Annotated in this window: 17 protein-coding genes and 1 pseudogene; 8 read left to right on the forward strand and 10 right to left on the reverse strand. The window is 73.6% G+C overall.

What is annotated here, in order from left to right:
• The 3 genes from ACFXA3_RS19240 to ACFXA3_RS19250 all read right to left on the reverse strand — a co-directional run.
• The coding region (locus ACFXA3_RS19240) for an RNA polymerase sigma factor (protein ID WP_385188249.1) at positions 1 to 1,032 on the reverse strand (1,032 nt) is incomplete at its 3' end.
• The gene (locus tag ACFXA3_RS19245) at positions 1,029 to 1,202 is read right to left on the reverse strand and encodes a hypothetical protein (protein ID WP_385188224.1); all 174 of its coding nucleotides are present in this window, start codon (positions 1,200 to 1,202) and stop codon (positions 1,029 to 1,031) included. The genes ACFXA3_RS19240 and ACFXA3_RS19245, both read right to left, overlap by 4 nt.
• 60 nt (positions 1,203 to 1,262) lie before the next feature.
• The gene (locus ACFXA3_RS19250) at positions 1,263 to 1,955 is read right to left on the reverse strand and encodes a DUF4232 domain-containing protein (protein ID WP_385188226.1); all 693 of its coding nucleotides are present in this window, start codon (positions 1,953 to 1,955) and stop codon (positions 1,263 to 1,265) included.
• Between the two features lie 158 nt (positions 1,956 to 2,113).
• On the opposite strand from ACFXA3_RS19250, the gene ACFXA3_RS19255 reads away from it, so the two are divergent.
• Positions 2,114 to 2,569 (forward strand): NUDIX domain-containing protein, encoded by a 456-nt coding sequence (locus tag ACFXA3_RS19255; protein ID WP_385188227.1) that lies wholly within the window; start codon positions 2,114 to 2,116, stop codon positions 2,567 to 2,569.
• Here the strand turns inward: ACFXA3_RS19255 and ACFXA3_RS19260 are convergent.
• Entirely contained in the window at positions 2,548 to 2,976 is a 429-nt protein-coding gene (locus tag ACFXA3_RS19260) for a DUF4345 domain-containing protein (RefSeq protein ID WP_385188229.1), read from the reverse strand. The genes ACFXA3_RS19255 and ACFXA3_RS19260 overlap by 22 nt on opposite strands.
• A gap of 90 nt (positions 2,977 to 3,066) precedes the next feature.
• On the opposite strand from ACFXA3_RS19260, the gene ACFXA3_RS19265 reads away from it, so the two are divergent.
• Together ACFXA3_RS19265 and ACFXA3_RS19270 are read left to right on the forward strand one after the other, a co-directional pair.
• Positions 3,067 to 3,729, forward strand: a complete 663-nt coding sequence (locus ACFXA3_RS19265) for a TetR/AcrR family transcriptional regulator (protein ID WP_385188231.1) — start codon at positions 3,067 to 3,069, stop codon at positions 3,727 to 3,729.
• A gap of 45 nt (positions 3,730 to 3,774) precedes the next feature.
• Positions 3,775 to 4,182 (forward strand): YciI family protein, encoded by a 408-nt coding sequence (locus ACFXA3_RS19270; RefSeq protein ID WP_385188233.1) that lies wholly within the window; start codon positions 3,775 to 3,777, stop codon positions 4,180 to 4,182.
• A gap of 84 nt (positions 4,183 to 4,266) precedes the next feature.
• On the opposite strand, the gene hemC is transcribed toward ACFXA3_RS19270, so the two are convergent.
• Positions 4,267 to 5,202: a hydroxymethylbilane synthase gene (hemC, locus tag ACFXA3_RS19275; protein ID WP_385188235.1), complete on the reverse strand. Its 936-nt coding sequence runs from the start codon at positions 5,200 to 5,202 to the stop codon at positions 4,267 to 4,269.
• Between the two features lie 121 nt (positions 5,203 to 5,323).
• Positions 5,324 to 5,920: a TetR/AcrR family transcriptional regulator gene (locus ACFXA3_RS19280; RefSeq protein ID WP_385188236.1), complete on the reverse strand. Its 597-nt coding sequence runs from the start codon at positions 5,918 to 5,920 to the stop codon at positions 5,324 to 5,326.
• 266 nt (positions 5,921 to 6,186) lie between these two features.
• Here ACFXA3_RS19280 and ACFXA3_RS19285 point away from each other — a divergent pair, with 266 nt between their 5' ends.
• The 4 genes from ACFXA3_RS19285 (at position 6,187) to ACFXA3_RS19300 (ending at position 8,707) form a co-directional block, all read left to right on the forward strand.
• Positions 6,187 to 7,119 (forward strand): alpha/beta hydrolase family protein, encoded by a 933-nt coding sequence (locus tag ACFXA3_RS19285; RefSeq protein ID WP_385188251.1) that lies wholly within the window; start codon positions 6,187 to 6,189, stop codon positions 7,117 to 7,119.
• Between the two features lie 212 nt (positions 7,120 to 7,331).
• On the forward strand, positions 7,332 to 7,778 hold the full coding sequence (locus ACFXA3_RS19290; protein WP_385188237.1) for a hypothetical protein: 447 nt from the start codon (positions 7,332 to 7,334) through the stop codon (positions 7,776 to 7,778).
• Between the two features lie 177 nt (positions 7,779 to 7,955).
• Positions 7,956 to 8,423 (forward strand): hypothetical protein, encoded by a 468-nt coding sequence (locus ACFXA3_RS19295; protein WP_385188239.1) that lies wholly within the window; start codon positions 7,956 to 7,958, stop codon positions 8,421 to 8,423.
• A gap of 56 nt (positions 8,424 to 8,479) precedes the next feature.
• On the forward strand, positions 8,480 to 8,707 hold the full coding sequence (locus ACFXA3_RS19300) for a hypothetical protein (protein ID WP_385188241.1): 228 nt from the start codon (positions 8,480 to 8,482) through the stop codon (positions 8,705 to 8,707).
• Positions 8,708 to 8,801: 94 nt separating this feature from the next.
• Here ACFXA3_RS19300 and ACFXA3_RS19305 read toward each other — a convergent pair whose 3' ends face one another.
• Entirely contained in the window at positions 8,802 to 9,251 is a 450-nt protein-coding gene (locus ACFXA3_RS19305) for a peptidoglycan-binding protein (protein ID WP_385188243.1), read from the reverse strand.
• Between the two features lie 341 nt (positions 9,252 to 9,592).
• Between ACFXA3_RS19305 and ACFXA3_RS19310 the strand changes: the two genes are divergently transcribed.
• The gene (locus tag ACFXA3_RS19310; protein WP_385188245.1) at positions 9,593 to 10,384 is read left to right on the forward strand and encodes a hypothetical protein; all 792 of its coding nucleotides are present in this window, start codon (positions 9,593 to 9,595) and stop codon (positions 10,382 to 10,384) included.
• Between the two features lie 48 nt (positions 10,385 to 10,432).
• Here the strand turns inward: ACFXA3_RS19310 and ACFXA3_RS19315 are convergent, their stop codons facing one another.
• From ACFXA3_RS19315 to ACFXA3_RS19325, 3 genes and pseudogenes are all read right to left on the reverse strand, one after another.
• Positions 10,433 to 10,762: a peptidase inhibitor family I36 protein gene (locus ACFXA3_RS19315; RefSeq protein ID WP_385188246.1), complete on the reverse strand. Its 330-nt coding sequence runs from the start codon at positions 10,760 to 10,762 to the stop codon at positions 10,433 to 10,435.
• A gap of 156 nt (positions 10,763 to 10,918) precedes the next feature.
• Positions 10,919 to 11,863, reverse strand: a complete 945-nt coding sequence (locus ACFXA3_RS19320) for a TIGR03619 family F420-dependent LLM class oxidoreductase (protein WP_385188248.1) — start codon at positions 11,861 to 11,863, stop codon at positions 10,919 to 10,921.
• Between the two features lie 67 nt (positions 11,864 to 11,930).
• Positions 11,931 to 12,224: pseudogene (locus tag ACFXA3_RS19325) on the reverse strand (hypothetical protein); the annotation flags it as partial.
• Positions 12,225 to 12,383 lie beyond the last annotated feature (159 nt).

Genomic DNA, 12,383 nt, shown 5'->3' on the forward strand with positions numbered 1-12,383 from the left:
CGGCCCGGCGGCTCCCGGCCCGTGCGCCGCCCCCGCCGCGGGCGGGGGGTGCCTGGCGACCTGCCCCGCCTGTGCCGTCCCGCCGGCGCGGGGTCCGTCGGCCTCGCCGCCGGCCACCGCGCGGTTGAGCCGTACGACGGGGTTGTCGGTCAGGCGCACCAGCTCGTCGTACCACTCGACGATCTGCACCCAGTCGGTCTCCTCGGCGGTGCGCGCGTCGGCGTGCAGGGCCGCGACGGCGGCCTGTGCCTGGAACTCGCCCAGCCGGTCACGGGCGAGGGCCGCCTGCAGGATCCGTACGCCCTCGGCGATCGACGCGGTGTCCCACCGGCCCCGGTCCTGCTCGGCGAGCGGTACGAGGCTGCCGTCGGGCGCGGTCCGGGTGGCGCGCCGGGCGTGGTGGAGCAGCATGAGGGCGAGCAGCCCCGCCACCTCGGGGTGGTCGACCCGGGCGGCCAGCTGCCGGGTGAGCCGGACGGCCTCGGCGGCGAGGTCGACGTCGCCCGAGTACCCCTCGTTGAAGACCAGGTACAGGACGCGCAGCACGGTCGCGACGTCGCCGGGCTGATCGAACCGCACGCCGGAGACCGTGCGCTTGGCCCGGCTGATGCGCTGCGCCATGGTCGCCTCGGGCACCAGGTAGGCCTGGGCGATCTGGCGGGTGGTGAGCCCGCCGACGGCGCGCAGCGTGAGCGCGACCGCGGACGACGGCGTCAGCGACGGGTGTGCGCACAGGAAGTAGAGCTGGAGCGTGTCGTCCACCGCGGGCGCGGGCCCTGGTTCCGGCTGCTCGTCGACGAGGTCCTCACGCCGGCGGCGAGCGGTGTCCGCGCGGGCCCGGTCGAGGAACTTGCGCCAGGCGACGGTGACCAGCCAGCCCTTCGCGTCGCGCGGCGGGTCGGCGGGCCAGACGCGGACCGCCTCGACGAGGGCGTCCTGGACGGCGTCCTCGGCCGCCGCGAACTCGGCTCCGCGGCGTACGAGGAGCGCGAGCACGCCCGGGGTGAGGCTGCGGAGCAGGGCCTCGTTCACCGGCGCGGGCACGGCGCGTCGGCGGACGGTGTGTCGGCGGACTGTGTGTCGGTGGACGGTGCGCCGGCGGACGGCGCGGCCGGACACGGGCGCGGTCCGAGCCGCCCGTGCACGTCGTCGACGGCTTCCGGGGCTCCGCGGGTGTGCCCCGCCGGCAGGTACGTGGCCATCGTCCCTCTCCTTGCTCGTGCGTCCCATTGTGGTCCCGTTCACCCCGGGGACGGAGCCGGTCACGGCTGTTCGACGGCGCCGCCCTGGCCGGCGCTGCCGATCGGGCCGACCTTCACCGGGGATCCGGCGCCGTCCGTGACGGGCAGCGTGCCGGCGCCCGGCCAGCCGAGGGTGACCGACTTCGTCTCGTCCGGCGGGGTCACCACCAGGCCCGTGACGCGGACGCCGGAGCCGCCCGACGTGTTGAACGGGTAGCTGATGCCGAAGGCCGTCGACCGGCCCTTCTTGAGGACGGTCCGGCCGCTCTTCTCACCCGTGCGCTGCGCGGACAGCGACCCGGAGGCGGTCTTCAGGTCGACGCCCGCGTACCCGGAGATCACGCAGTCCCGGCCGCCGCGGTTCTTCAGTTCCACCGCGACGGTGCCCTCGTGATCGCCGTCGATGGTGTGGTCCTTGGCCGTGATCTCCAGCTCGTCGGTGCGGCACGTGTCGCTCGTGCCGCCCTTGCCGCTCTCGGCCGAGCCGGTACCGGCAGCCGAGCCGGTACCCGTTCCCTTTCCGCCGCCCTTTCCGCCGCCCGAGGGCGACCCGGCGGCGGATGCCGCGGCGGAGGGTGCGGTGGACGGGGCCGACGCTCCCGCCGAGGACGACGGGCCGCTCTGCGCCGGGCCGTCGTCGTCGCTCTGGCAGGCCGTGAGCGAGAGCCCCGCGGCAAGGGTCAGGGCCGCGAAGGTCAGCTTGTGAACGCGCATCGTTTCCACCTCGGTGTCGGTTGGCGGTGCCTGCATGACGGCCATCAGGACCGCCTGGTCGGGCGAACCGTTCCGTCCGACCGCCTCCCAGTACATTCCTGTTACACACACCGCACACACACCGCCCCCCACCTCGGTGTTCACGACAGGAGCTGACCATGACCACGTCCGCAGGCCGCGCGAAGGCCACCGCATCAGCCGCCGCCATCGTCAGGGACGAGCAGGGCAGGGTGCTCATCGTCAACCCGGTCTACAAGGAGCGGTGGAACCTGCCCGGCGGACACCTCGAAGAGGGCGAACTCCCCACGGCGGCCGCGCGCCGTGAGGTCCGTGAGGAAATCGGCCTGGACCTGGAGATCGGGGACCTCCTGGTCACCGCCTGGGTGACCAGGGCGGAGGGCTCGCACGTCTTCCACGTCTTCGACGGTCCCGAACTGAGCCCGGATCAGCAGCGGGCCATCACGCTCCAGGAGTCGGAGATCGGCGAGATCCGTTTCTGCCTGCCCGAAGACATTCCCCCCAGCATGATCCCGCCCTTCGCCCTCGTCATATGGCGCGAGGCCCTCACGGCGCGCGAGACCAAGCGCGCCGCCTACCTCGAACTCGCCCTGTAGGCCCCTTTCCCCCGGACGGCCGGCGCTCCGCCGGCCCGCTCGTCCGCGTCGGCCAGCCAGAAGAAGACCGGGGGCAGGCCGAGTTCGAGCGCCGCGAGCACGAGCTGGAACCAGTGCGGCCGGCCGTGCACGGCGAGGGAGAGGAGCCGGCCCGCGCCGCCCAGCAGGAAGATGCCGGCCAGCCACCGCACCGCCTGGGCCGGGACCGGCCGCTGCCGCGCGGCCCACAGCCACGCCAGCCCGTAGCCGACGAAGACGGCCCCCATGAACCGGCCCCAGCTGTCGACCGTCGTGCCGGCGGAACCGGCCCCGGGGATCGCCGCGTTGCCGAGCAGCACGTGGTACAGGCCGATCGCCACGCTGGACCAGCCCATCAATCGGGTGAGTGTGCGCAGGGTCCTTGCCATGATCCCTCCGAGCCGTCCCGGTGGAGCTTGGTTGACATGTGTCTACTAGACTCGATGCGCCAGTGGACACATGTCAAGTAGCCTTCGCCGGTGCCTCCCCGCCAACGACTCAGCCCCGCCGGCCGCCGCGCCCAGCTCCTCGCCGTCGGAGCCCGGCTCTTCGCCGCACGCCCGTACGACGACGTCCTGATGGAGGAGGTCGCCGAAGAGGCCGGCGTCTCCCGAGCCCTGCTCTACCGTCACTTCTCCAGCAAGCACGCCCTCTTCGCGGCCGTGTACCAGCAGGCCGCGGACCGACTGCTCGCCGAGACGCGGCTCGACCCCGCCGACTCCCTGGTGGAGCAGCTCGTCCAGGGCATGGAGGTCCATCTCGACTACTTCGTGGCGAACCGCCACGCCGTCCTCGCCGCGAACCGGGTCCTCGCGGGCGACCCCGTGATCCAGACGATCATGACGAACGAGCTGGACGCACTCCGCACGCGCCTGCTCGCCGTACTCCCCCTCGCGGACGAGAGCGCCCGGGAAGCCGTGTCCGGCGTCCTGAAGAGCTGGCTGGTCTTCGTCCAGGTCCTCTGCGTCGACTGGCTCACCCGCGAAACCTGCACCCGCACCCAGCTGCGCGACGTCTGCGTCGGCGCGGTCCTCGGCGCACTCCGGCCGCTGCTCGCCGAGGACCCGGAGGGCCTGCCGGTCCCGGAAAAGAATCTCCGGCAGGATGTCGAGGATCGTGAGTCGGCTCCGTCCCAGGGGTGAGCGCGGCCGCAATGGGCGCGTCGGACCGGATCGAGGAGAACCGTCATGGCCAAGTACCTGCTGCTCAAGCACTACCGCGGCGCCCCGGCCCCGAGCAACGACGTCCCCATGGACCGCTGGACCCCGCAGGAGGTCTCGGCGCACATCCAGTACATGCGCGATTTCGCCGCGAAGCTGGAACGGACCGGCGAGTTCGTCGACGCCCAGGCGCTCGCTCCGGAGGGCACCTTCGTCCGGTACGACGGCGAGGGGCGCCCGCCCGTCACCGACGGCCCGTTCGCCGAGACCAAGGACCTGATCGCCGGCTGGATGGTGATCGACGTGGACACCCACGAGCGGGCCCTGGAGCTCGCGGCCGAGCTGTCGGCGGCCCCCGGCGCGGGCGGCCGGCCCATCCACGAGTGGCTCGAACTGCGCCCCTTCATGTCCGAGCCGCCCACGATCACGGAGTGACGGACGCGGCCCCCCGCTGACGCGGCCCCCCGCTGACGCGGCCCCCCGCTGACGCGGGCGGAGAGCGCGGCCACCTCCGGGCGGTCAGGGCTTGCGGATCTGCGCCAGGATGTCGGCCGCGCCCCGGTCGAGGAGATCGGCGGCGACGCAGGCGCCCAGCTTCTCCGGCGCGTCCACGGGCCCGCTCCCCGCGGCCGTGACCTGCCGGGTGCCGGTCAGGGAGGTCACGGCGGCGGACAGGTGCAGCATGCCGTCCTCGCCGATCCGCCCCCAGGCCCCGACGGGGACGGAGCAGCCGCCGTGCAGCTCGGCGAGCAGGGCGCGTTCGGCGCGTACGCATGCGTCGACCTGCGGATCACCGGTGCCGGCCAGGAGCCGGGCGGCCGCGGAGCCGGTGCGGACCTGGATGCCGAGCGCGCCCTGGCCGGGGGAGGGGGGAAAGCCGGCCGGGTCCAGGATCTCGTGGACCTCCGGCATCAGGTTCAGCCGGTCCAGCCCCGCGGCCGCGAGCACGACGGCGTCGAGGCCGCCCCTGGTGGCGCGGGCGAGCCGCCCCGGCACGTTCCCGCGGATCGGGACGACGTCCAGGTCCGGGCGCAGCGCCAGGAGCTGGGCGACGCGGCGCGGGGCGCCGGTGCCGACGCGGGCGCCCAGGGGGAGGCTCCGGAGGGTGGCCCCGCACAGCACGTCCCGGACGTCCTGGCGGGGGCCGGGGGTGACCAGCAGGCTCGTCCCTTCGCGGACCGCGGTGGGGAGGTCCTTGAGGGAGTGCACGATCACGTCGACCCTCCCCGTGACCAGGGCCTCCTCCTGGTTGGTGGAGAACGCGGACCCGCCGGCGGTCTTCGCCACCTCGGCGAGGGTGGGCGTGGTGCGGTCCTGGTCCCCGCCTTCGAGGATGGTCTCCCGCTTGAACCGAATGCCGGGGAACTGCGCGGCGATCGGCCCCAGCCACTCCGCGACCTGTGCTCTCGCGAGCTTGCTCGCCCTGGAACCGATCCGCACCGAGTCGTCGCTCATCGGGTTCAACTCCTCGCGTCCGAAGCCTTGTTGACGCCAGAGCCTACTTCCACCGGAACCGTGCGGTTTCCGACAGATTGTCACCAAGGAACGGAGTGGCCGTGGATCACCTCGCTCCCCGTCAGGACGCCTGAGGTTCCCTGAGCCCCCGGAGCAGGAGGGCGACCAGGCGCCGGGGGTCGTAGCGGGGGTCGTTGTCGCGGCCGATGCAGAGGTTGCCGATGCCGCGCATCAGCTCGTACGGCTGGGTGCCGGGCCTGATGTCCCCGGCGTCGACCGCGGCGTCGAGCAGCCGGGCGCAGACGGGCAGCAGGCGGTCGAGGAAATAGGCGTGCAGCGCGGCGAAGCGGTCGCTGTCGGACTGCAGGGCGTCGGCCAGTCCGTGCTTGGTGACCAGGAAGTCGACGAACAGGTCGGTCCACCGGCACAGCGCGTCGAACGGGGAGTCGGCGCCGGCCAGCAGGTCCGGGCCCGCCTCGGCGCACGCCTCGATCTGGTGGCGGTAGACGGCGGTGACGAGATCCGCCCTGGTCGGGAAGTGGCGGTAGATCGTGGCCATCCCGACGCCCGCCCGGGCCGCGATCTGCCGGATCGGCGCGTCGACGCCGGAGGCGACGAACACCTCGGCGGCGGCGTCCAGCACCGTCTGTCGGTTGCGCTGGGCGTCGGCCCGCTTGCCTCGGGACGGCGACTGTCCTGCGGGGCTCTCGGCGGCCATCGCTCGGTCCTTCCAGTCGATTGACAAAACGGAGCAGCGCTCCGGATACTAAATGGAGCGGCGCTCCGCTTCAGGTTAGCCGAAACGGTCGGCACGGCTGGAACGCCCGCTCCTGACCCTGACCACCTGTCCGTCCCCGTCCGCACCCGCGCCCGTCGCGGGGGACCGGAGGACGGCAGGTGCCACCGAAAGGGAACCCCCTCGTGAGCACCTCCCCTGCCCTCACCACCGCCACCACCACCGGCGCCGACGCCGGTGCCGACACCCTGGGCACCCCGGTCCCGGTCCTGTCCTTCAGCCCCGTGGTCCTCTCCGTACCCGGCCGTCCCGTGGACCTCCAGGTACGCGTCTCCGCGCCGGCGACGGGAGCCGGCCTCCCCGTCATCCTCCTCTCCCACGGCCACGGCCCCTCGCACCACCTCTCCTCCCTCAACGGATACGCGCCGCTCGCCGACTTCTGGGCGGCCCGCGGCTTCGTCGTCATCCAGCCCACCCACCTCACCTCCCGGACACTGAGCCACCTGGTCGCCGACGCACCCGGCGCCCCCGACTTCTGGCGCTCCCGCGCCGAGGACATGAGCCACATCCTCGACCGGCTCGACGAGATCGAGGAGGCCGTGCCGCAGCTCGCGGGACGCATCGACCCCGGCAAGGTCGCCCTCGCCGGACACTCGCTCGGCGGCTTCACCGCAGCCCTCCTGCTGGGCGCCGGCCTCAACGACCCCGACACCGGGAAGGTGGTGCACCTCGCCGACCCCCGGATCAAGGCGGGCGTACTGCTCGCCGCGCCCGGAAGGGGCGGCGAAGTCCTCAACGGGCCCATGGCCGAGCAGTGGCCGATCATCGGGGCCGTCGACTTCTCCACCATGACCACACCCGCACTCGTCGTCGCCGGTGACAAGGACGACCCCCGGCACTTCACGGACATGGGACCGGACTGGCACGCCGACCCCTACACCCTCGCCCCGGCCCCCAAGACCCTGCTCACCCTGTTCGACGCGGAGCACGGACTCGGCGGGATCGCCGGATACGACGCCGCCGAGACCACGGACGAGAACCCCGAGCGGGTCGCCGCCCTGGGCCGGCTCACCGCGGCCTACCTCCACACCCGGCTCCACCCCGGGGCCCCCGCGTGGCAGACCGCGTACGAGGCCCTGACGACCGGCCCCGACCCGGTGGGACGGGTCGAATCCAAGTAGCCCTCCGACGGGCCCACCCCGTACGGCGGGACCGCCCTGGACCTCGGGAAGCGAAGGGCCGGGCGTCCGGGAAGGGGGGGTGCGGTGAGGGGCCACCGCTCGTGGTCGCGCCCTGGTAGCGGCCCCGGCCCCGGCCCCGGCCTCGCCCGAACACGGTGGCCGTGGCGTGGGGTAGCGCCGTCGGGGCCAAAGGACGAGGGGGCGACGCGGGAATGGCCGAGGCCGAAGTGTTCTCCTGCGCCGTGTGCGGCGCCCGGCTGTCCCTGCCGGTGCGTGAAGTGCGACCGCCGGCGGAGGGCGAGGCCTGGACTCCGCTCGACTCTCCGGTGGACCCCTGCCCGCCCAGGATCGCCGCAGGCGCCTTCGCGCGCGACCCGGAGCCGGGACGCATCGCCTGGGGCGCGCTCCCAAAGGGCTTCGGCATGGCCCGGGCAGGGCACGGGCCGGGGGTGGACCTGCTGTTGAGCCCGGGCGACCTGGTCGGGACGGCGAAAGTCCCGAGCCGCTGGGGCGGCTGCTGCGGGCCGGGCGGACACGAGGGGCCGAACCTGGCGTGTGCGGGGTGCGGGGCGGAGGTCGGGCTGTGGACGGGCGATTGTCACACGTGGCTGGAGGTCGTCCTCAACGGGCGCCTGGTGCGCCGCTCCGCGGCCGGCTGACCCGAGGGCGTCCCCGTGAGTCCGCCCTGGCACGTGTTGGCCGGGAGGGCCGTTTGCAGGGAGACTCCGGTGCCGTGAACATGGGGATCTCTGGTTTCAAGCCGTCCTTCCTGACGGGGATCGAGGCGGTGCGCCAGGCGCACGGAGCGCGCCTGGCGGACACTCGCCGGCAGACGGTTGACGGGCTTCGCCCTGGTGCGTTTCGCCGAGGACGGGGACTGGTACGCCGACTGCCCGGTGGTGCTGGACTTCGACGGCATCCAGGTGGAGGTGTGCCACTGGAAGTTCGACGAGCTCTCGATCGGCTGGGACACGATCGACACGGCTGCGCCCCTCACCGGGTGGGAGGGGGTCGGGCTGACGCCCCGGTGGTCGCACGGCGACGAGCGCATCGAGCCGTTCGTCGGCCGGGAGCTGGACGAGGTCACGCTCCTCGAGTGGCGGCCGCGAGAGCGTGACCTGGCAGCCGGGACGGTGGCGGTGGAGTTCGTCTTCGCCGGGGGCCGACTGCGCATCGTCAACGGACTCGACGAGAACGGCATCGAGGTCGGCGTGCCCGGGCCGGGTTACATCCGGTGCCGGACGACCCAGGACTTCTCCAGCTCAGACAGGGGCGGCGCCGGTACCGGTCCGGTGTCGTCGTAGAGGGCGATCGGGTCCTGCGGCGCCGACCACGAGCCGACCGTCACCAGCCGGTACACGTGCTCCCCGCCCTGCGGGAGCGGGACCGTCACGGCCTGCGGTGCGGGCGGGCCCGGAACGCACCGGCCGACGTCGTCGGCGTACGGCCCGCCACCGAAGACGGCATGCATCCACCCCTGCGGTGGCCTTCCGGTCAGATCGAAGACGTCTTCCACGCCCTCCCCTCCCTCCCGCTCATCGAGGCGAACGTCGTCCCGCTCGCACTGCCGAGGCCGGGCCAACTGTAGGAGCACCGGCGCACCGAAGGGGCACTGGGGCACGGCGGAGCCCGACGGTGGACGCGTCGGCCTCCGCCGTGGGGAGATCAGCGGGGCGGGGGCGTCAGTGCGCGCCGGCGCCGTACAGGGTGTTGCAGCTGTTGTTGGCGTTCAGGGTCATCCAGTGCCACTTCAGCTTGTCGCGGGTCTGCGGGCCGTAGACGCCGTCCGGGTCGAGACCCAGGGTCTTCTGGACGCGGGCGAGGGCGGCCGCCGTCTTCGGGCCGAACTTGCCGTCGATCTCGCCGAGGTCCTGGCCGTAGCAGTAGTTCAGGGTGTCCTGGAGGTAGTACACCTGCATGCCGCTGGCGCCGGAGCGCAGGGTGCAGAAGTTGGTGGCCGGGGAGCCGATCGTGGGGACCTTCGTGTACCAGGCGTTGGTGGGGCCGCTGTAGTAGATCGAGTAGTCGTTGCAGCCGGGGATGGCCGCGTGCGCGGTCGTGCCGAAGCCGATCAGGCCGGCGGTCATCGCGGCGGTGGCGCCGAGGGTGGCGAGCGTGCGCTTGAGCTTCATGGGTGGGTCGACCCCCGAGGTGCGGTCCGATGCGAGCTGGGACGATCGGATGCGAACGGATGTGAGTGGTCGGCGTGTTGCCGTCCGATGGCGAGAAACCTAGCCGTGATCCGGCCACCCCGGATTCCGCCCCCTGTGCGCCGTCCCGAGGTCGTCCTGCATCCCGGGAAGGGCGGCGGGAGGGGTGCGGTGGAAGGCCGTGCGCCGGTCGGAAGGGCCCCGATCCGTCCCGCGGGCCTTCTCGCGCCCGGTCCGTCCCGGGGTGTCCCGCACCCGTCCCGCGGTGTCCCGGGCACGTCCCGTGGACGTTCCGAGTTGCGTCCCGTCCCGCGCACCGGCCCGTGCCGCCACCGGCGCGGGCCGACGCCCAGGACAGCCCCGAGTACTCCTGGATGCGCGCGTACGTCGCCGCCCGGATCGCCGTCGGCCGCAACGACCCGGCCGAGATGGAGCGGTGCCTCGTCCGGGCGGACGAGATCGCCCGCACCTACGAGCTCCAGGGCGCGTTCGCGGCGGCCAGGCTCCGCCACCCCGTGCTCGCCATGGCACAGGGCCGTTTCGACGAAGCGGAGCGGGACCTGGGGACCGCGGTGGCGGAGCTCCGGGCGCGCGGGGCGGTGGACCTCAGCGGGCTGGCCGCCCTGGGCATCGGCTGCATCCGCCTGCAGCGGGGCCGGCTCGCCGAGATGCTGCCCGTACTGCTCGCGGTGTGGGAGCAGTACAAGCCGCACAACGAAGCCCTCGCCGCACTCGCGCTGCCGGCCGCCGGCCGTCCCGAAGAGGCCCGGGAGACCCTCGCGCAACGCGTGCCCCTGCGGCGGGACTTCGCCTACCCCATCCTGGCCGGGCTGCGCGGCACGGCCGCCATCGCCTTCCGCGACAGGACGGCGGCCGCCGAGGTGTACGAGGACCTGCTGCCCCTGCGGGGGCTGGCGGGCGGCGCGAGCAGCCTCAGCCTCGTGCTGAGGCCCGTCGCGCAGACCCTCGGCGAACCGGCCCGGTTCCTGGACCGCCCCGAACAGGCCAGGAACCACCACCTCGAAGCCGCGCGGGTGGCGGCCGCCTGGGACTCACCCCACTGGGCGGACGCCGCGCGGTCCGGCCTGGCCGCCCTGCCGCCGGCGCCCGCGTAGGGGCGGCCGCTCGCGCCCCGGCCGGCCGGCCCGATCAGCCGGCCCGGGTCAGAGCTCCCAGCTGACCTGCTCCACGGTGTCGTTGTGCTGCTTGGGCTCCTCCAGCTTGTCGCCGGCCCGCAGGATCCGCGTACCGCTCTTGCTGATCAGCTTCGCGTCGCTGTCCGTGTTGTTCACCCACGACGAGACGTTCTTGGTCATGCTGCCGCCGTCGTGGAGGGGCAACAGGCTGAGGTCGACGTCGAATCCGGCCCCGATGCCGTACCCCTCGCCGCCGCAGTTGTAATGGCGCCACAGGCCCAGCGTCTTCGGCGGACACGGCGATCCCTCGGGGGTGATCTCGACGACGCCCGGCGGCAGTCCGGTGGTGCTGCTCATGGCTCACTCCGTTCTCTAGCCCGCCGGAGGTTCCGGCGGGACACCCCCAACGTCCCACCGCGCATCCCGGACTATGACAGGGGCACATGCAAGATCGTTTCTGCCGTGCACATGACCACTCGTGCGGCGCAACGCCCCGCCGGTCCCCGTGGGCACTCAGGCCGGTGCGGCCGGTGCGGCCGGTGCGGCCGGTGCGGTCAGTTCGGCCATGAACTCCGCCGCGACGTCCAAGTACTCCTCGGGCGAGTCCGTCGTCAGCTGGAGGTCCACGAGCACCTCGTCGGTACCCGCCGAGCACATCACCTTGAGGTGGTCGCAGATCTGGCGCACGGTACCGCGGTGGTGGGTCTCGGCGGGATCGGCCTCCGCCGTGGTGACGTCGGGGTTCACGCGGAACACCCGGCGCAGCGCCGCCGGGTCCCGCCCCGCCCGCTCCGCCGCCTCCGTGGCGACGTCCCAGAGCCCGACGAGATGGGGGAGCGGCATCGACGCGGCGAGCCAGCCGTCGGCGCGCCTGCCGACCCGCTCCAGGGCGTGCGGGGTGAAACCGCCCAGCAGGACCGGCGGCCCCGGGCGCTGGAGGGGCTTGGGCAGTACGGTCGACTCGGCGATCGTCCACAGCGGGCCGGTGTGGACGACCTGCTCGGAGCGCCACACGGCGTCGAGGATGTCGAGGGTCTCCTCCAGCCGCGCGCCGCGCCCCTGCCAGGGGACCCCCGCGGCCGCGTACTCCTCCCGCATCCAGCCCAGCCCGATGCCCACGTCCAGGCGGCCGTGGCTGATCAGGTCGAGGGTGGTCAGCGCCCGGGCCAGCACGAGGGGCGGCTGCCACAGGGCGTTGAGCGTACTGCTGCCGAGGCGGACCCGTCCGGTGGCCGAGGCCGCCACGCCCAGGGCGAGCAACGGGTCGAGGTGGGTGCCGTAGCGCAGGGGCATCGGCTTCCCGCCGGGATATCCCTCGGCGGGGACGACCGGTGCCAGGAGCCGGTCGGCCACCCAGAGGCTGTGACACCCCAGGGCTTCGAGCGCGGTGCACAGGGCGGCGGTGCGGTCGGGGTCGGCGAAGGGGCCGAACTGCGGGACGGAGAATCCGATGCGCATCGGTGGGACTTCCTCGCTGGGTACGGGACGGAACGACGACGGGGACGGGGACGGGGACGAGCACCGGCCAGAGCACCTCGTCCTCCCCGGTGTGGTGGGCGTGCAGGCCGACGGCGTACTGCCGCCAGTGCTCGGCGAGGATCCGGGAACGGCCGGTGTCGGCCGGCTTCACGTCCTGGACGAGTTCGGCCAGCAGGCGCGATTCACGGCGGAACACCTGGTGGATCATCGCCATCTCGCGGGTGTAGGGGTGGACGGTGGAGTCGGACGTGCTGTTCGAAGGCATGACACCCAGTCTGTGAACTCCGGTTGCAGCCCACTTGCACCCGACTTGCCGCCCCCGCGCGCACCGCCCACGCATGCACGCACCGCCCCCGCGCGCACCGCCTATGCGCGCACCGCCCCCGCGCGCACCGCCGGGGGGGGGGGGGCCCCCCCGGGGGGGGGGGCGCGCCGCCGCGCGGGGGGGCGGGGGGCGGGGGGGTGGGGGGCGCGGGGCCGCGCGCGCGCGCGCGGTGGG

Source organism: Streptomyces sp. NPDC059456 (genome assembly GCF_042750055.1).
Lineage (GTDB): Bacteria > Actinomycetota > Actinomycetes > Streptomycetales > Streptomycetaceae > Streptomyces.